The organism is Mesorhizobium sp. NPDC059025, from assembly GCF_042739655.1.
Lineage (GTDB): Bacteria > Pseudomonadota > Alphaproteobacteria > Rhizobiales > Rhizobiaceae > Mesorhizobium.
Window position 1 is genome coordinate 612,810 of record NZ_JBHYIM010000002.1, and the last position, 16,931, is coordinate 629,740.

Genomic DNA, 16,931 nt, shown 5'->3' on the forward strand with positions numbered 1-16,931 from the left:
GATCTGTTCCTGCTGCCCGGCTAGGCTTAATGCCCCACCGAGTCAATCGGATTCGGGGTGGTGGAATATCGTCCTGTGGACGATGAAGCCGTTCTGTGGATCACGGGCATGGTTGGCCTTTCAGGGCGTCTGGATGGACCGCAGCAACGATCCATCTGCTAACGACACACCAGGATAGGTTGGGGATATCATGGCAGAGGCAGCTCTCAAGTTCAGCGCGGCGGAAACGCCGCTTTACCGGGAAGCCCCCAACAACATCGAGGCCGAACAGGCTTTGCTCGGTGCCATGCTCGTCAACAATGACGCTTTCTACCGCGTCTCCGATTTTCTCAAATCCGCGCATTTTTATGAGCCGCTGCACCGCAAGATCTTCGAGGTCGCCGCGGAGCTGATCCGCATGGGCAAGAAGGCGGATCCGGTCACCATCAAGACCTTCCTGCCAGCCGACGACAAGGTCGGCGACATGACCGTGGCGCAATATCTCGCGAGGCTCGCCGCAGAGGCCGTCACCGTCATCAACGCTTCCGACTATGGCCGCGCCATCTATGACCTGGCCACCCGCCGCGCCCTGATTACGGTCGGCGAGGATATGGTCAACATCGCCTACGATGCGCCTGTCGACATGTCGCCTGCGGAGCAGATCGAAGACGCCGAGCGGCGCCTGTTCGAACTGGCCGAGACCGGCCGCTACGATGGCGGTTTCGAGGCTTTCACCGATGCGGTCAAAACCGCCGTCGACATGGCCAATGCCGCCTATATGCGCGACGGCCATTTGTCCGGTATCTCCACCGGTCTGCGCGACGTCGACCGCAAGCTCGGCGGCCTGCAACCCTCCGACCTGATCATCCTTGCCGGCCGCCCGGCCATGGGCAAGACATCGCTGGTCACCAACATCGCCTTCAACATCGCCGAAGCCTACCAGCCGGCCCAGCAGGCCGACGGATCGACAAAGGCCGCCAACGGCGGCGTGGTGGGTTTCTTCTCGCTGGAAATGTCGTCGGAACAGCTGGCGACCCGTATCATCTCGGAGCAGACCGAAATCTCGTCATCGAAAATCCGCCGCGGCGAGATCACCGAGTCGGATTTCGAGAAGCTGGTCGCCTGCGCGCAGACCATGCAGAAGATCCCGCTCTACATCGACGCCACCGGCGGCATCTCGATCGCCCAGCTTGCCGCGCGGGCGCGGCGCCTGAAACGCCAGCGCGGCCTGGAAGTCATCGTCATCGACTACGTGCAGCTGATGCAGGGCTCCGCCAAATCCTCGCAGAACCGCGTGCAGGAAATCACCGAGATCACCACCGGCCTCAAGGCACTGGCGAAAGAACTCAACGTTCCAATCATCGCGCTGTCGCAGCTGTCGCGTCAGGTCGAAAGCCGCGACGACAAGCGCCCGCAACTGTCCGACCTTCGCGAATCGGGTTCGATCGAGCAGGACGCCGACGTCGTGCTCTTCGTCTACCGCGACGAATACTACATGCAGAACAAGCAGCCAGAGGAAGGCACGCCGGAATACGAAGACTGGCGGATCAAGTTCGAGAAGGTGAAGGGCAAGGCCGAACTCATCATCGCCAAGCAGCGTCACGGCCCCACCGGCACGGTCGAGCTCGCATTCGAGGGCCAATACACCCGTTTCTCCGATCTCGCGGAAGAGCATCAGCTGCCCGAGCGGTTCGAACATTGATCTGCGCCCTGGCATCCCAGCACATGATCCTTGTCCGAAAAGGCCGCAACTTCCCGGACCGGGGCGACCAGGTTCATGGCTAAGTCCCGCGTACAGTTCATCTGCCAGAATTGCGGCACGGTGCATCAGCGCTGGGCAGGCAAGTGCGATGCCTGCGGCGAATGGAACACGCTGATCGAAGAAGGCACCGCCGGCGGCATCGGCTCGGGACCGGCGTCACTGAAGAGCGCCCGCAAGGGCCGCGCCGTCGCGCTGACGACACTGTCGGGCGATATCGAGGACGCGCCGCGCATTGCTTCCGGGATCGGTGAGCTGGATCGTGCCACCGGAGGCGGCTTCGTGCGCGGCTCGGCGCTGCTGGTCGGCGGCGACCCCGGCATCGGCAAATCGACATTGCTCACCCAGGCCGCAGCGGCACTCGCGCGCCAGGGCCATCGCATCGTCTATGTGTCCGGCGAAGAGGCCGTCGCGCAGATCCGGCTGCGCGCGCAGCGTCTGGGTGCCGCCTCGGCGCCAGTGGAACTCGCCGCCGAGACCAATGTCGAGGATATCCTGGCCACCATCGCCGACGGCAAGCGCCCGGATCTGGTCATCATCGATTCGATCCAGACCTTGTGGACCGACCTCGCCGATTCGGCCCCGGGAACGGTCACGCAGGTACGCGCGGCGGCCCAGGCGATGATCCGCTATGCGAAATCCACAGGCGCTGCAGTGGTGCTCGTCGGACACGTGACCAAGGAAGGGCAGATCGCCGGACCACGTGTCGTCGAGCACATGGTCGACGCCGTTCTCTACTTCGAAGGCGAAGGCGGCCACCACTTCCGCATCCTGCGCACGGTGAAGAACCGCTTCGGCCCGACCGACGAGATCGGCGTGTTCGAAATGTCGGACAAAGGGTTGCGGGAAGTCGCCAACCCTTCCGAGCTTTTCCTCGGCGAACGGCACGCAAAGTCGCCCGGCGCCGCGGTTTTTGCCGGAATGGAAGGCACCCGGCCGGTGCTGGTCGAGATCCAGGCTCTCGTCGCGCCCTCTTCCCTCGGCACGCCCCGCCGGGCGGTGGTCGGCTGGGACGGGGCGCGGCTGTCGATGATCCTGGCCGTCCTGGAAGCCCATTGCGGCGTGCGCTTCGGCCAGCACGACGTCTATCTGAATGTTGCCGGCGGCTATCGCATTTCGGAACCGGCCGCCGACCTTGCAGTGGCTGCGGCGCTGGTGTCATCGCTCACCGGTCTTGCCCTTCCGGCTGATTGCGTCTATTTCGGCGAAATCAGCCTTTCCGGCGCCGTGAGGCCGGTTGCGCATGCGCAACAGCGTCTCAAGGAGTCCGAGAAGCTGGGCTTCGGAAGCGCAGTCCTGCCCGTGGGCAGCGAGGAAATTGCCGGGGGTATAGGCGCCGGCGCTTTCCAGCCTACCGAGCTCGCCGATCTTGTGGCGCGCATCGCCGGCACCCGCCGCGGCCGCGCCATCGAGGACGAATAACAGGGCATATGGAGTAGGCGCAGGACATGCCGATTACGCTGCTAGACGGGATTCTCGCCGGCTTCACGCTTGTTTCTGCAATGCTTGCCATGGTGCGCGGCTTCTCTCGCGAGGTGCTGTCGATCGCCTCCTGGGCGGCAGCGGCGGTCGCCGCCTATCTGTTCTACAAGCCGGTCATTCCTTACGTTCAGCCCTATATCGACAATGAAAAGATCGCGATGGGCGCTGCCGCCGGCATCGTCTTCCTGATCGCGTTGATCGTCGTGTCGGTGATCACCATGAAAATCGCCGACTGGATCATCGATTCCCGGGTTGGCGCGCTCGACCGCACGCTGGGCTTCCTCTACGGCGCCGCACGCGGCATTCTGGTCGTCGCTGTCGGGCTGATGTTCTTCAACTGGCTGGCGGGCGAGAAGGCACCGAACTGGGTGGCCGAATCGAAGTCGCGTCCGTTGCTGGAATCGATCGGCAAGTACATCGAAAGCGTGCTGCCGGAAGATCCGGAAAAGACGATCCTCAAGCAGCTCAACAAGAGCGGCGTGGTGCCCAATACCGGAACGCCGCCCGCAGGTACGCAGGCCCCGGTTCCCGAAGGGGCAGTGCCTGAAAACAACGAGGCGCCGGCACCGGACGACGAAGCTCCGGCCGATCAGCCGCCCGCCGGCGGCAATGCGCCGGCTACAAACAACTGACGATCATGTGAAACGCCGCGAGAGCACGTTGCTTTCGCTGCGCCATGGCCTTATATCGCGGTTTTAGCGGACAAGAGGCTTCCGGCATGGCAGACGCAGACGACGTGCTTTGCGCCGAGGCAGATGACCACTTCCACGACGAATGTGGTGTCTTCGGTATTTTCGGCCGCCAGGATGCGGCCGCCATCACCACACTTGGACTTCATGCCTTGCAGCATCGCGGCCAGGAAGCAGCGGGCATCGTCTCCTACGACGGCAGCCAGTTCCATGTCGAACGGCATGTCGGCCTGATCGGCGACACCTTCACCAAGCAGTCGGTGATCGACCGGCTGCAGGGCAACCGTGCCATTGGCCACACGCGCTATGCCACCACCGGCGGCGCCGGCTTGCGCAACGTGCAGCCTTTCTTCGCCGAGCTCTCCACCGGCGGTCTCGCCGTCGCCCATAACGGCAACATCACCAATGCACTGACCGTGCAGCGCACCCTGCAGAAGCAGGGCTCGATCTTCTCCTCGACGTCCGACACCGAGACGATCCTGCATCTGGTCGCCACCTCGAAGGAACGCGACATCAATTCGCGTTTCATCGAAGCCATCCGCCAGTTGGAAGGCGCTTTCTCGCTGGTCGCCCTGACCTCGAAGAAGCTGATCGGCGTGCGCGATCCGCTGGGCATCCGCCCGCTGGTGCTGGGCGATCTCGACGGTGCCTGGATCCTTGCCTCCGAAACCTGTGCCCTCGACATCATCGGCGCCCGCTTCGTGCGCGACATCAAGCCCGGCGAAATGGTCGTCATCACCACCAAGGGCATCGAAAGCCATTTCCCGTTCGAGCCACAGAAAACCCGCTTCTGCATCTTCGAATATGTCTATTTTGCCCGCCCGGACTCTTCGATAGAGGGCCGCAACGTCTATGATGTGCGAAAGCGCATCGGTGCGGAGCTGGCGCGCGAAAACCCCGTCGAAGCCGATATCGTCGTGCCGGTCCCGGATTCCGGAACACCTGCCGCAATCGGCTTCAGCCAAGAAGCCGGCATTCCGTTCGAACTCGGCATCATCCGCAACCACTATGTTGGCCGCACCTTCATTTCGCCGGGCGACTCGATCCGCCACATGGGCGTGAAGCTGAAGCACAACGCCAACCGTCGCATGATCGAAGGCAAGCGCGTGGTGCTGGTCGACGATTCGATCGTACGCGGCACCACATCGCAGAAGATCGTGCAGATGGTGCGCGATGCCGGCGCCAAGGAAGTGCATATGCGCATCGCCTCGCCGCCGACCCGCGCGTCCTGTTTCTACGGCGTCGACACGCCGGAGAAGTCGAAGCTGCTGGCTTCGCGGATGTCGGTGCAGGAAATGGCGGAGTTCATCCGTGTCGACACGCTCGGCTTCCTCACCATCGAGGGGCTTTATCGCGCCGTCGGCGAGGCCGGGCGCAATGAAGAGCAGCCGCAGTTCTGCGACGCCTGCTTCACCGGGCAATATCCGACGCGCCTGCTCGACCACGAAGGCGCCGACAACGTGCGCACGCTGTCGCTGCTGGCGAGCGGCGGACAGTAAGTCGATCACAACAGATGCCGCTCGGCGTCTTCTGGATCGACTTCGATGAGAAAGACTTCGAGCGCCTTCCAGCCTGGATGACTCTTGGGGTCGGAGTTACCGCTTCCGACGCAAGGGATGCTCTCGCTCTGCTGAAACTGCACTTTTTCGCCGAGGCAGAGATGCCAGTGTGTCGCGTCAGGCCCGTCGAGAGCGTAGAGGATCTCGAACAGAACCACGTTCGACCCAATGTCGGCAACTTCCTCCGACGCGGCATCTGGTACCCGGCCTTTGATGGCTGGTCATGACTGCGCGCTGGACTCCGTGGCCCGCCCGACCAGACTTCGTTTGATGGCGAGAACTTCGCCCGGGCCGTGAACCGCGGCGTAAAGCAGCCCCGCGAAGAAGGTGAAGTGGTCGACAAAGAAGCCAAACTCGGCCTGGTTCGCCTGCCAGCGCGACGGACCGTGGAACGAGACGGCCAGGAAGATCACATAGGCGGCCGCCAGCAAGGCGGCTTCCGAAAAGAAGGCGCCGCTTAGAAACGCCAGCACCAGCGCGACTTCAAAGATCGCCGCCAGCCAGGCCAGCAACAGCGGGACCGGAAAGCCGACCGCAGCGATGTAGGCGGCCGTGTTGGCCATTCCCGCAAACTTGAAGGTTGCGGCCATGGCGAAAACACCGGCGAAGATCAGTCTTGCGACGAGAATTGCGACAGTCCGGCCCATTTTGTCCTCCTCTGGAAGCCGAGTTCATTCCAAGGACGTCGGGAGGTCGCGTTTCCCGACATGGCCCCATGAAATGCTGCGACCATTCGTCGAACCGGCCATCGGCAAAGGCTCGCGGGGTTTCGTTTGCGCCAATTTCGTCCTATCTGATCGCGCTGACCGTTCTCGTCATATTGGATGACCGCATGACCGCTACTCCAGACCTCACCGGCCGCCTTGCGGTCGTCACCGGCGCTTCGCGCGGCATCGGCTACTTCATCGCCAAGCAGATGGCGGCCGCCGGCGCGCATGTCATCGCGGTTGCGCGTACCGTTGGCGGACTTGAAGAGCTGGATGACGAGATCAAGGCGGAACACGCCAGGACCGGCAAAGGCGAGGCGACGCTGGTGCCGCTTGACCTCGCCGACATGGCCGGCATCGACCGGCTGGGCGGCGCGATCCACGAACGTTGGGGCAAGCTCGATATCCTGGTCGCGAATGCGGGCGTGCTCGGCGTGATTGCTCCGATCGGCCATGTCGAAGCCAAGACCTTCGAGAAGGTGATCAACGTCAACGTCACCTCGACCTGGCGCCTGATCCGCTCGGTCGACCCGCTGCTCAGGCTTTCCGACGCGGGCCGGGCCATCCTGATCTCCTCGGGAGCCGCTCACTCCGCACGCGCTTTCTGGGGGCCTTACGCCGCCTCCAAGGCCGCTCTTGAGGCAATGGGGCGGTCCTGGGCCGACGAGACCCGCAATTCGCCGCTGCGCGTCAACATGGTCGATCCCGGTGCCACCCGCACCGCCATGCGCGCGCAGGCGGTGCCGGGCGAAAACCCGGATACGTTGCCCCATCCTTCCGAAATTGCCGCGCGCATCGTGCCGCTTGCCGGCCAGTCGGTCACCGAGACCGGCATGATCTTTCAGGCCAAGCCCAATCGCTGGGTCTCGTACCAGATGCCGGCCTGAGACCTTCGGTACTCAAGCAGGTCTTGGTTGCGGGATGAATTCCTTCCCCGGTATCGTTGCCCATGGCAGGGGCATCCAACCGGGAGGAATTTCCATGCGCAAACTGCTTTTCTTGTCCATGACCGCGGCGATCATCCTTGCGGGATCCGCCTATGCTCAGGACAAAAGGATGAGTTTCTTCGTCACCAGCGTTGGTTCCGGCAAGGGCGCAGATCTTGGCGGACTGGCCGGCGCGGATGCCCATTGCGGCAAGCTGGCCGAAGCCGCTGGCGTGACCGGCAAGACCTGGCATGCCTACCTTTCCACCAAGGACACCGATGCACGCGACCGTATCGGCAAGGGCCCGTGGCTCAATGCCAAGGGCGACAGGATAGCGGATGATGTCGCGTCCCTGCACAGCGACAAGAACAATCTCACCAAGCAGACGGCGCTCAACGAAAGAGGCGAGGTCATCAATGGACGCGGCGACAAGCCGAACCGCCACGATATCCTGACCGGCTCGAACCCGGACGGCACCAAGGCCACCGACAAGACTTGCGGCGACTGGACACAGAGCGGGGCCGAGGGCGTCGCGCTCATGGGTCACTCCGATCGCACCGGGCTGGACGATTCGGCAGCGGCCAAATCCTGGAACTCGTCGCACGGCTCGCGTGGCGGCTGCAGTCAGGACGCATTGAAAGGCACCGGCGGCGACGGGCTGTTTTATTGTTTTGCGGCTGAGTGAGAAACCCGCGGCAACCGTCGGATCCAGGCCACACTTAAATCCAAGTTCGGTTGCTGTGTTCACTTTTGAAGGCAGCTGGCTCCGAAGGTTGATTCAGCTTTCGAAGCCGGATGTCATGCGCGTGCTTTCACGCGCCGCCAAGACTTGCTAGGTTCCGTCAACTCATTCATTCCCAATCCCAAAGTGAGGACTTCCCATGTCATCGACCGTTGCCCTGGTCTGGTATCTCGTCGTTGCCGGCCCGCAAGGCGGCATGGTTGTACTGCCCAGCACCTTCGACAATCGCGAGCAGTGTGCTGCAGCCATTACCGAATTCCAGAAGCAGCAGCCTGCGCCAACCGGCTGGACCGTCCAGTGCGTGCCGAGCGCCTCGCCTTATGCCGATATGGGCGACGACGAGCCCGGCGCCGAGCAGCAGCCGCAGCAACAGCAGCAACCGGCTCCCGCCCAGTAAGCCGGGGCACGTTGCGGCGCCAAGGCAATTCCAGGGAAAGTGTGAAACGGTTTTCCGTCCGGAATTGCGTAGACAAAAGCTGGAGCGTTTCCGTGAAAAATGGAAACACTCCAGAACTGCGCCAACGCAAGCATTTGTCTGGCTCAGCAGCGCTGAAGCAGCCTCTCGTGTAGCTTGGCAGCTACGGAGGGGCCTGGACCAATGACGATCCTGGCTCGGCCGCGCATTCCGCAACCGAGCCCACAATGACAGACGTCGTTCTCTCCGATACGCGCGAAAAGGTGCTGGCTGGCATTCTATTGACCAGCCTGGCCTATCTGCTGTTTTCGCTGCAGGACGCCTCGATCAAACTGCTGGTGACGACCGCGACGGTCTGGCAGATTCTGTTCATCCGCAGTGCCACGATCCTCGTTGGCTGTCTTGCAGCCGGCGGCGGGCAGCTGGTCATCGATTCGGCACGGTCGCCGATCCTCAAATCCATGCTCTTGCGGAGCTTCCTCATCCTCGCAGCATGGCTTTGCTACTACACGGCCGCGAAGGACCTGCAGCTCGCCGAGCTCACGACCATCTATTTCGCCGCGCCGATCATCGTGACGGCTCTGTCGATCGTGATCCTGAAGGAGAAAGTCCCGCTGCTGCGCTGGGTGGCCGTCCTGATGGGCTTCGGCGGCGTCTTCGTCGCCTGTGATCCCGCCAGCCTCGGCTTCTCGCTGCCCGTTCTGCTGGTATTGGCGGCGGCCGGCTTCTGGGGTCTTTCCATCGTGTTGCTCAGCAAGGTCGCCACACAGGAGCGCACCACTGTGCAGCTCGTGCTGAACAACGCATTCTTTCTGGTGATCGCCGGAATTCCTTTGCTGTGGAGCTGGCAGACACCAAGCTGGCAGGAATTTGCGCTGATGATCGCTGTCGGTGTCCTCGGTGGCCTTGGCCAGTATTTCCTGTTCGAGGGGATGAAGCGGGCACCGATCTCCATCATCGCCCCGTTCGAATACACAGCCTTGCTCTGGGCCTTCGCGCTTGGATTCCTGATCTGGGGCGACGTGCCGCGTGACGCCGTATTTGTCGGCGCGGCCATCATCGTGCTTGCCGGTCTTGTCGTCGTCGCCAGCGAACGTTTCCGCAAACCCGCGGCCTGAACAACCGATATTCCTGTCAGAAGGCTGTCAGGAGCCCGACGCTAGTATGATCAGCACCGGAGGGGCTGATGGAACAGGCGAATGAGGCTGAAAAGAACCGTGCACTCGGCATCCTGCTGGTGGCAGCATCGGCAATCGTCTTCGGCCTAAGCGGTGTGCTGACCAAATCGATCACCGCCGACGCGCTGACGGTGACCTGCTGGCGCGGATTTGTCGGCTTCCTGTTGATCGGAGCCTATGTGCGCTGGCGGCCGGGCCGGACTGGAAAGCGGCCTGACTTGCGGCTCGGCTGGCGTGGATGGCTTTTGGCCGTCGAAGGGGCTGCCGCCAGCATCGCCTTCATCGCGGCCTTCAAGTTCACCTATGTAGCCAATGTCGCGGTGATCTACGCGACAGCGCCATTCGTGACCGCCCTGCTCGCCTGGATACTGGTACGCGAACCGTGCCGGCTGCCAACGATGGCTGCGGCTTTGCTGTCGCTTTGCGGTGTCGCCGTCATGGTGCATTCCGGCCTCGGCACGGGCAATCTGTTCGGCGACGGGTTGGCGCTGCTGATGACGATCGGCAGCTCGCTCTACATGATCATGGTCCGTGGCTTCCGCGACACTCCCGTGGTCTGGGCGGGCGCCGTTTCGTCATTGCTGTTGTTCCTGTTTGGCTGGTTCGTCACGGATCCGCTGGCCATCAGCCGCGAGGATATCGTCCTGCTGGCGGTTTTCGGCACCTCTTTCGCGGTCGCCTCGGTGCTATGGACCGAAGGCAGCAGGCTGATCCCTGCTCCGGAGGCGGCGCTGCTCGGTGCAGCCGAGATTCCTGCCGCGGCGTTGTTCGCTTGGCTTTTCCTGTCCGAGATCCCTCCTTACGCCAGTCTGACAGGCGGAGCCGTGGTACTAGCCGCGGTCCTCGCACACGGCTGGCATGACTGGAGCTCCGCGCAGCGCCTGGCGCAGCTTTCCACAGCCAAAGCTGTAAAATAATTGCGCTGTCATGGAACCATCACAGAGCCCGCGCATTATTGTCTTGCGGGCCATGCTCTAGTCCCCCCAACCCCTCGGCCCGCCCCCCTCCAGCCGACCTCATGGTCGGCTTTTTCTTTGCACGAGCGCACTCTCCCGTTTCGCATTGACCTTGATGCCACTTTCGATAGGGTCTGCGCGGTGCGCCGGTAATCGGAGCGCGAAGCGTCCCACCGGACGCGCGACACCCTGAACTGCATTGGGAGTGACGCGGTATGATCCTGGCTGTTGCCCTGTTCGCAGCTGTCGCGGCTGTCTGGCTGCTCATCGCAATCATCGAAAAGGTCCGCCTTGGGCTGAGCTTCGCCCAGGCATTCCTCTACACACCGTTCAAGCTCGCTTACCGGATCACCGACCACAAACTCAGGGTCGCCCGCGACGCGGATGCCCCTGTGATCTACGCAATTGTCCATCAGTCGAAGCTCGATCCGGCGCTGATGTTGTCGCTTTTGCCGGAGAATACGCTCCACATCCTCGACGAGGCCTCTGCGCGCTCGTTCTGGCTTGAGCCTTGGCGCGAACTCGCCCGCACCATCGCCTTCAACGCTGAACATGTCTTTGTCAGTCGGCGGCTGGTGCGTGTCCTGAAGGGGCGAGGTCGCCTCGCGGTTTATTTCCCGGATGCTGTCGAACCGGACCTGAAGTCGTTCAGGCTCTACCGCGCGGTGTCACGAATCGCCCTGCAGGCGGATGCCCGTATCGTACCGATCTTCGTCGGCGGCGCCCGCTGGCTTCCCAGTTCGCTGTCACCGGCAGAGCAAGCTCCGCGCACGCTGTTTCCTCAGCTCACGATCAGCGTGCTGCCACCGATGACGCTTGAGCAACTGGCTGCGCGAGATGGCGAGCCAGCACGAAATCGCGGCAATGCGCTGTTCGACTATGTCGCGGAGGCCCGCTTCGGCGCCACCGATCTCGGATGCAGCCTCTTCCAATCGGCCCGCGCTGCATCGGATCGCTTCGGCTCCTCTCATCCGATCATCGAAGACGTGGTGAGCGGAAAACTCAGCTACAGGGCACTCTTCGCAAGCGCGCGCGTCTTCGGCCAGCACATCGAGGCGCGTACGGCACCCGGCGAGGCAGTGGGCGTCATCCTGCCCAACGCCAACGCCATGGTGATCTCATTGCTTGGACTTTGGTCGTCCGGTCGCGTCGCCGCGATGATCAACTACACGGCGGGTCCCGCCAATGTGACGTCCGCCGTGCGCACAGCGGTGATCCGCACCGTGGTCTCGTCGCGCGCCTTTGTCGAAAAGGCATCCCTTGCCGATATTGTCACCGCCGCCGAAGACGGCGGCGCCAAATTCGTCTGGCTCGAGGACATTCGTGAGAGCACATCGAGCCTCGCAAAGCTGGCAGCAGCTGCCTTATGGCGTTGGCCGCTGCAGCCGCAGGACGCGCAGAAGCCTGCGGTGATCCTGTTCACCTCGGGCTCGGAGGGGCAGCCGAAGGCCGTTGTGCTTTCCAGTTCCAATCTCGTGGCTAATGCCATGCAGGCCGAGGCGCGTCTTTCGCTCTCACCCAAGGATACCCTGCTCAACGTGCTGCCGGCGTTTCACTCCTTCGGCCTGACGTGCGGGGCTATCCTGCCGCTGCTGAGCGGGATGAAAGCGTTTCTCTATCCCTCCCCGCTCCACTACAAGATCATTCCAGAAATAGCGGGCAAGACGCGTCCCACCGCGATGATTGCCACCGACACCTTCCTGGCAAACTATGCACGCCAGGCCAGCGACAGTGATTTCGCCAGCCTGCGCTTCATCGTTGCAGGTGCCGAACCGGTTAAACCGGAGACACGCCGTACCTACCGAGACCGGTTTCAGGCCGATATCGTCGAAGGTTTTGGCCTGACGGAGGCCGCCCCGGTTGTCGCTGTCAACACCGCGATCCACAGCCGCGAAAGTACCGTCGGCAGGTTGTTGCCCGCCATTCGCATGCGGCTCGATGCCGTCGAAGGCATCAAGGATGGCGGCAGGTTATGGCTGGCCGGACCGAACATGATGATGGGCTACATGACCGCGGACCGGCCGGGAGAGTTGCAGCGGCTGGAGAACTGGCACGATACAGGCGACATCGTTTCGGTAGACCGGGACGGTTTCATCACCATCCGTGGCCGAGCCAAGCGTTTTGCCAAGATTGCCGGCGAGATGGTGTCCCTGGGCGCGGTCGAAATGCTGGTGCGATCGCTCTGGCCCGAAGACAATCACGCCGCTGTTGCGCTGCCCGACAAACGGCGGGGCGAACGTATCGTCCTGGTGACCACCGCCGATGATGCCGATCCGGAGGATCTGCGCGACTTCAGCAAGCAGCATGGCGCGGCTGAACTCATGGTGCCGCACGATATCGTCAAGGTCGATACGCTCCCGGTTCTGGGATCCGGCAAGACTGATTATGTCGCCGCGAAAAAGCTGGCGATGGAGCAACTGGGGCTGGCCGTCTGACGCTTCAGAACAATCTCCCCGGACGAGGCTTGCGGCTCAGCCTTCGCCTTCGACCCCCTTGTGGTCGACATCCGGCGGCAGGATCGCCTCGCCTTCCTTCTTGGCACGACGCGAATAAGCGCGCACGCTGAAGGGTAGGAAGATCAGATAGGCTGCCACCGATGCCGTCAGCGTGTGCCACGGGTAGCTGACCAGCAGCAGCACATAAAGCACGACGGCAAGGATCACCGGCAGCACGCGATCTCCGGGAATCTTGAGGCTCTTGCCGGAGTAGACCGGCAACCGGCTGACCAGCAGGAAAGCAATCAGCACGGTGAAGGCGACGCCTGCAAATGCGATCGGCCGTGTCGGCTGCATGCCGAGGAAAGCCAGGTAGAGTGGCAGCAGGACAAGAACGGCACCCGCCGGTGCCGGCACGCCAACGAAGTAGTCGGCTTGCCATGCCGGCCGATCCGTCTGCTCGTCGAGCACGTTGAAGCGCGCCAGTCGCATGCCGCAGGCGATGGCGAACAGCAGCGCTGCGATCCAGCCGGGCGATCCCGCCCTGTCAAGCAGATAGGCGTAGAGGACCAGTGCGGGTGCGACGCCGAAATTGACGATGTCGGCCAGCGAATCCATCTGTGCGCCGAACTTCGACGTTGCTTTGAGCAGCCGTGCCAGGCGACCATCGATGCCGTCGAGGAATGCTGCAAGCAGCACCATCACCACCGCGGTCTCGAAACGGTTCTCGAAAGCAAAGCGAATACCGGAAAGGCCGGCACAGATCGCCAGAACGGTCACCAGGTTCGGAAGAACCATGCGCAGCGGAATTTCCGTGATGCGCGGCCCACCATGACCGTGCGCCTCGAATTTCTTGAAGGGAGCGCCCATCGCGCCGTCCCTACGAGATGCGCACAAGCGGCGCAGCCTGCGCACCGCCGAACTCGGCAATGATGGTTTCGCCGGCAACCGCGGTCTGGCCAACAGCGACGCGCGGAGCGGCGTTGGCAGGCAGGAAGACATCGACACGCGAGCCGAAACGGATCAGCCCGAAACGCTCGCCGACCGCCAGCGTGCCGCCGGCGTCAGCCCAGCAGACAATTCGCCGCGCCACCAGACCGGCGATCTGAACCGCAGCGACCGTGCCGTTCGGGCTTTCGATGACGAGACCGTTGCGCTCGTTCTCCTGGCTTGCCTTGTCGAGTTCGGCATTGAGGAATTTCCCAGGCCGATGCTCGATGCGCGTGACGCGACCGCGCACGGGAGCGCGGTTCACATGACAGGAGAACACATCCATGAATACCGAGACGCGTGTCATCTCGGTCGTGCCGAGGCCAAGCTCACGCGGAGGCACCGCCGGCCCTACCGCCGATACGACGCCGTCGGCCGGGCTGACGACCAGACGGTCATCGACCGGCGTCACCCGCTCCGGATCCCGGAAGAAATAGGCGCACCAGGCGGTGAGGATCAGGCCGATCCAGAACAGGGTCGACGAAAAATAGCCGAGCAGCAGCGTCGCCGCGGCAAAGCCCGCGATGAACGGATAGCCTTCGCGGTGGATCGGAACGAACGCGTTCTTGACCGTGTCGACAAGATTCATCGGGCTGGGGGCGGCTCCGTTTCGGATGCGCCTCTCTACCGGAAAGCGCCTGCCATCGCAACGCGCCAAAGCCGCGCGGGCAGCGGCCAAGGCGTAAACGCAGCTGCGAGCGCTGCGATATCCAGCAGCCCATCCGGCTAAGGGATTGAGATCCCTCTAATTTTCTTCGGCTTGCACAGCCGGGAATGGAACACCCGGCAAATAAACCGGAACGGGCCGAATCTCATAGACCGCGGTCGGATTGGCGCTGCGGAGGCTGCGAGCGGCCTCAACGGCTTCCTCGTGCGTCGCACAGTCGACGACATAGAAGCCGAGCAATTGCTCCTTGGTCTCGGCGAACGGTCCATCGATGACCATGCCGGCTCCCGGTCCACGCAAGGTGAAGGCTCCTTCGGTCGGCCCGAGCCTTGCGGCAGGGCCGAGCTTGCCCTCCGCAAGCAGTCTATCGCGGACAATGGCGAGATCCGCCATCACAGCAGCGTCCTCGTCAGGCGTCCAGGATTCGACCACGCCCGAGGCGTGGTAAGCGAGAATGGCGTAGAGCATCGGTTCCCCGGATTTTGTTGCGGCGTACGTCCCTGCCCAAGACGTCCGTCAACCCGACCGTTGGTATAACGCAGAAGCGTGTTGCCTACGACACTTCTTCCGTGCGTCTGCGCACGACGACGCCGAGGTCGTCCGTTTCGCGGGCGATGCGCAGGCGTTCTTCGGCTTCCGTCGCTTCGCGCTGGCGATCCCACATCGACGCGTAAAGGCCATTCTGCCGAAGCAGATCGCCATGCGTACCGCGTTCGGCAATCTGACCATCCTTCAGAACAATGATCTCGTCCGCGGAAATCACGGTCGACAGACGGTGGGCGATGACGATCGTGGTGCGGTCCTTTGACACCAGGTCGAGTGCTGCCTGGATTTCCTGCTCGGTATGGCTGTCCAGCGCGGACGTGGCCTCGTCGAGTATCAGGATCGGCGGTGCCTTGAGGATCGTTCTGGCGATGGCCACGCGCTGCTTCTCGCCACCCGAGAGCTTGAGGCCACGCTCGCCGACCATGGTGGCGTATCCCTCCGGCAGGCGCTCGATGAAGGGACCGATCTGGGCCAGTTCCGCCGCGCGGCGGACTTCATCCTCGCCGGCGTCCATGCGGCCATAGCGGATGTTGTAGACGACGGTGTCGTTGAAGAGCACGGTATCCTGCGGCACCATGCCTATGGCCGAACGCAGGCTTTCCTGCGTGACGTCGCGCACATCCTGTCCATCGATCAGCACCGCGCCAGACTGAACGTCGTAGAAGCGGAAGAGCAGCCGCGAGATCGTCGATTTTCCGGCGCCTGAAGGCCCGACGATGGCGACCGTCTTGCCGGCCGGGACCTCGAAGCTAACGCCCTTCAGGATCTTGCGGTTGAGATCATAGGAGAAATGCACATCGCGAAATTCGACATTCCCGCTGCCGATGGCGAGCGGCCTGGCACCCGGTTTGTCGACCACCTCCTGCTTCACGCCGAGCAGGTCGAACATGTGTTCGATGTCGGTCAGCCCCTGGCGGATCTCGCGATAGATGAAGCCGATGAAATTGAGCGGCACCGAGAGCTGGATGAGCATGGCGTTGATGAACACGAAGTCGCCGATGGTCTGCGTCTTGTTCATCACCTCATAGGCAGACATGCACATGACGACTGTCGTGCCGAGGCCGTAGATGACGCCCTGGCCGAAGTTCAGCCAGCCGAGCGACGTCCAGATGCGCGTGGCGGCGGTTTCATAACGCGCCATCGACCGGTCGAAGCGCTGGGCTTCCATCGCCTCATTGCCAAAATATTTGACCGTCTCGAAATTGAGCAGCGAATCGATCGCCTTGGTGTTGGCGTCGGTATCGCTGTCGTTCATGTCGCGACGGATGCCGATGCGCCAGTCACTCGCCCTTACCGTGAACCAGACATAGAGCGCTACGGTGACGGCAACGACGGCGACGTATTTCCAGCCATAGGTAAAGCCGAAGATGCCGGCCGTAAGCGCGAACTCGAGCACCGTCGGCGCCGTGTTGAGCATGATGAAGCGCACGATGGTTTCGATGCCCTTCGTGCCGCGTTCGATGATGCGCGACAGGCCGCCGGTACGGCGTTCCAGATGGAAGCGCAACGACAGCTGATGCATATGTACGAAGGTCCGGAAGGCCAGCTGGCGCACCGCGTGCTGGCCGACTCGCGCAAACAGCGCGTCGCGCAGCTGATTGAAACCAAGCTGCACGAGCCGCAGGAAATTGTAGGCGATAACGAGCGCGATCGGCGCCAGCAGAATCTCCGGCAGTGGCGGATGATATTGCCCGGTGCCGGCAAGGGCGTCGGTCGCCCATTTGAAGAAATAGGGACCGGCCACCAGCACCAGCTTGGCAATCACCAGCAGCAGCGTCGCCCAGGTGACGCGCCAGCGCAGGTCGGGCCGGTCGGCCGGATACATATAAGGCCACAGATTGCGCAGCGTCTGGAAAGTAGTGCCGGTATCGGCGGCGGAAACGGTCTTTTCAGCCACTGTT

16 protein-coding genes are annotated in these 16,931 nt (G+C 62.7%); 10 read left to right on the forward strand and 6 right to left on the reverse strand.

What is annotated here, in order from left to right:
- Positions 1-190: 190 nt before the first annotated feature.
- The 4 genes from ACFWYE_RS07245 to purF all read left to right on the forward strand — a co-directional run bounded on the left by ACFWYE_RS07245 (position 191) and on the right by purF (position 5,408).
- Positions 191-1,681 carry a replicative DNA helicase gene (locus ACFWYE_RS07245; RefSeq protein ID WP_379072793.1) on the forward strand — a complete coding sequence of 497 codons (1,491 nt, stop codon included), beginning with the start codon at positions 191-193 and terminating at the stop codon, positions 1,679-1,681.
- 75 nt (positions 1,682-1,756) lie between these two features.
- Positions 1,757-3,160, forward strand: coding sequence for a DNA repair protein RadA (gene radA, locus ACFWYE_RS07250; protein ID WP_379110465.1), 1,404 nt, complete (start codon positions 1,757-1,759; stop codon positions 3,158-3,160).
- Positions 3,161-3,186: 26 nt separating this feature from the next.
- Entirely contained in the window at positions 3,187-3,852 is a 666-nt protein-coding gene (locus ACFWYE_RS07255; protein ID WP_379110467.1) for a CvpA family protein, read from the forward strand.
- Positions 3,853-3,938: 86 nt separating this feature from the next.
- Complete coding sequence (gene purF / locus ACFWYE_RS07260) at positions 3,939-5,408, forward strand: amidophosphoribosyltransferase (protein WP_379110469.1); 1,470 nt, start codon at positions 3,939-3,941, stop codon at positions 5,406-5,408.
- 5 nt (positions 5,409-5,413) lie between these two features.
- Here the strand turns inward: purF and ACFWYE_RS07265 are convergent, their stop codons facing one another.
- Together ACFWYE_RS07265 and ACFWYE_RS07270 are read right to left on the reverse strand one after the other, a co-directional pair.
- Positions 5,414-5,626: a hypothetical protein gene (locus ACFWYE_RS07265; RefSeq protein ID WP_379072798.1), complete on the reverse strand. Its 213-nt coding sequence runs from the start codon at positions 5,624-5,626 to the stop codon at positions 5,414-5,416.
- 63 nt (positions 5,627-5,689) lie between these two features.
- Entirely contained in the window at positions 5,690-6,115 is a 426-nt protein-coding gene (locus tag ACFWYE_RS07270) for a DoxX family protein (protein WP_379072800.1), read from the reverse strand.
- Between the two features lie 185 nt (positions 6,116-6,300).
- Between ACFWYE_RS07270 and ACFWYE_RS07275 the strand changes: the two genes are divergently transcribed.
- The 6 genes from ACFWYE_RS07275 (at position 6,301) to ACFWYE_RS07300 (ending at position 12,827) form a co-directional block, all read left to right on the forward strand.
- The gene (locus ACFWYE_RS07275; RefSeq protein WP_379110471.1) at positions 6,301-7,062 is read left to right on the forward strand and encodes an SDR family NAD(P)-dependent oxidoreductase; all 762 of its coding nucleotides are present in this window, start codon (positions 6,301-6,303) and stop codon (positions 7,060-7,062) included.
- A gap of 94 nt (positions 7,063-7,156) precedes the next feature.
- Entirely contained in the window at positions 7,157-7,786 is a 630-nt protein-coding gene (locus tag ACFWYE_RS07280; RefSeq protein ID WP_379072804.1) for a hypothetical protein, read from the forward strand.
- A 196-nt stretch (positions 7,787-7,982) separates the two neighbouring features.
- Entirely contained in the window at positions 7,983-8,240 is a 258-nt protein-coding gene (locus tag ACFWYE_RS07285) for a hypothetical protein (protein ID WP_326891367.1), read from the forward strand.
- A gap of 245 nt (positions 8,241-8,485) precedes the next feature.
- On the forward strand, positions 8,486-9,376 hold the full coding sequence (locus ACFWYE_RS07290) for a DMT family transporter (protein ID WP_379110473.1): 891 nt from the start codon (positions 8,486-8,488) through the stop codon (positions 9,374-9,376).
- 68 nt (positions 9,377-9,444) lie between these two features.
- On the forward strand, positions 9,445-10,353 hold the full coding sequence (locus ACFWYE_RS07295) for a DMT family transporter (protein WP_379110475.1): 909 nt from the start codon (positions 9,445-9,447) through the stop codon (positions 10,351-10,353).
- Positions 10,354-10,607: 254 nt separating this feature from the next.
- Positions 10,608-12,827 (forward strand): AMP-binding protein, encoded by a 2,220-nt coding sequence (locus ACFWYE_RS07300; RefSeq protein ID WP_379110476.1) that lies wholly within the window; start codon positions 10,608-10,610, stop codon positions 12,825-12,827.
- A gap of 36 nt (positions 12,828-12,863) precedes the next feature.
- On the opposite strand, the gene pssA is transcribed toward ACFWYE_RS07300, so the two are convergent.
- From pssA to ACFWYE_RS07320, 4 genes are all read right to left on the reverse strand, one after another.
- Positions 12,864-13,697, reverse strand: coding sequence for a CDP-diacylglycerol--serine O-phosphatidyltransferase (pssA, locus tag ACFWYE_RS07305; protein WP_379110478.1), 834 nt, complete (start codon positions 13,695-13,697; stop codon positions 12,864-12,866).
- Positions 13,698-13,707: 10 nt separating this feature from the next.
- Positions 13,708-14,433: a phosphatidylserine decarboxylase gene (locus tag ACFWYE_RS07310; protein ID WP_379110636.1), complete on the reverse strand. Its 726-nt coding sequence runs from the start codon at positions 14,431-14,433 to the stop codon at positions 13,708-13,710.
- Positions 14,434-14,562: 129 nt separating this feature from the next.
- Positions 14,563-14,952, reverse strand: a complete 390-nt coding sequence (locus ACFWYE_RS07315) for a YciI family protein (protein WP_379072816.1) — start codon at positions 14,950-14,952, stop codon at positions 14,563-14,565.
- Positions 14,953-15,037: 85 nt separating this feature from the next.
- Positions 15,038-16,927, reverse strand: coding sequence for an ABCB family ABC transporter ATP-binding protein/permease (locus ACFWYE_RS07320; protein WP_379110480.1), 1,890 nt, complete (start codon positions 16,925-16,927; stop codon positions 15,038-15,040).
- Positions 16,928-16,931: the final 4 nt, after the last annotated feature.

Bases quoted from the DNA above. Each gene is read 5' to 3' on its own strand.
- ACFWYE_RS07245 (WP_379072793.1), top strand. From the start codon at position 191: ATGGCAGAGGCAGCTCTCAAGTTCAGCGCGGCGGAAACGCCGCTTTAC.
- radA (WP_379110465.1), top strand. From the start codon at position 1,757: ATGGCTAAGTCCCGCGTACAGTTCATCTGCCAGAATTGCGGCACGGTG.
- ACFWYE_RS07255 (WP_379110467.1), top strand. From the start codon at position 3,187: ATGCCGATTACGCTGCTAGACGGGATTCTCGCCGGCTTCACGCTTGTT.
- purF (WP_379110469.1), top strand. From the start codon at position 3,939: ATGGCAGACGCAGACGACGTGCTTTGCGCCGAGGCAGATGACCACTTC.
- ACFWYE_RS07270 (WP_379072800.1), bottom strand. From the start codon at position 6,115: ATGGGCCGGACTGTCGCAATTCTCGTCGCAAGACTGATCTTCGCCGGT.
- ACFWYE_RS07275 (WP_379110471.1), top strand. From the start codon at position 6,301: ATGACCGCTACTCCAGACCTCACCGGCCGCCTTGCGGTCGTCACCGGC.
- ACFWYE_RS07280 (WP_379072804.1), top strand. From the start codon at position 7,157: ATGCGCAAACTGCTTTTCTTGTCCATGACCGCGGCGATCATCCTTGCG.
- ACFWYE_RS07285 (WP_326891367.1), top strand. From the start codon at position 7,983: ATGTCATCGACCGTTGCCCTGGTCTGGTATCTCGTCGTTGCCGGCCCG.
- ACFWYE_RS07290 (WP_379110473.1), top strand. From the start codon at position 8,486: ATGACAGACGTCGTTCTCTCCGATACGCGCGAAAAGGTGCTGGCTGGC.
- ACFWYE_RS07295 (WP_379110475.1), top strand. From the start codon at position 9,445: ATGGAACAGGCGAATGAGGCTGAAAAGAACCGTGCACTCGGCATCCTG.
- ACFWYE_RS07300 (WP_379110476.1), top strand. From the start codon at position 10,608: ATGATCCTGGCTGTTGCCCTGTTCGCAGCTGTCGCGGCTGTCTGGCTG.
- pssA (WP_379110478.1), bottom strand. From the start codon at position 13,697: ATGGGCGCTCCCTTCAAGAAATTCGAGGCGCACGGTCATGGTGGGCCG.
- ACFWYE_RS07315 (WP_379072816.1), bottom strand. From the start codon at position 14,952: ATGCTCTACGCCATTCTCGCTTACCACGCCTCGGGCGTGGTCGAATCC.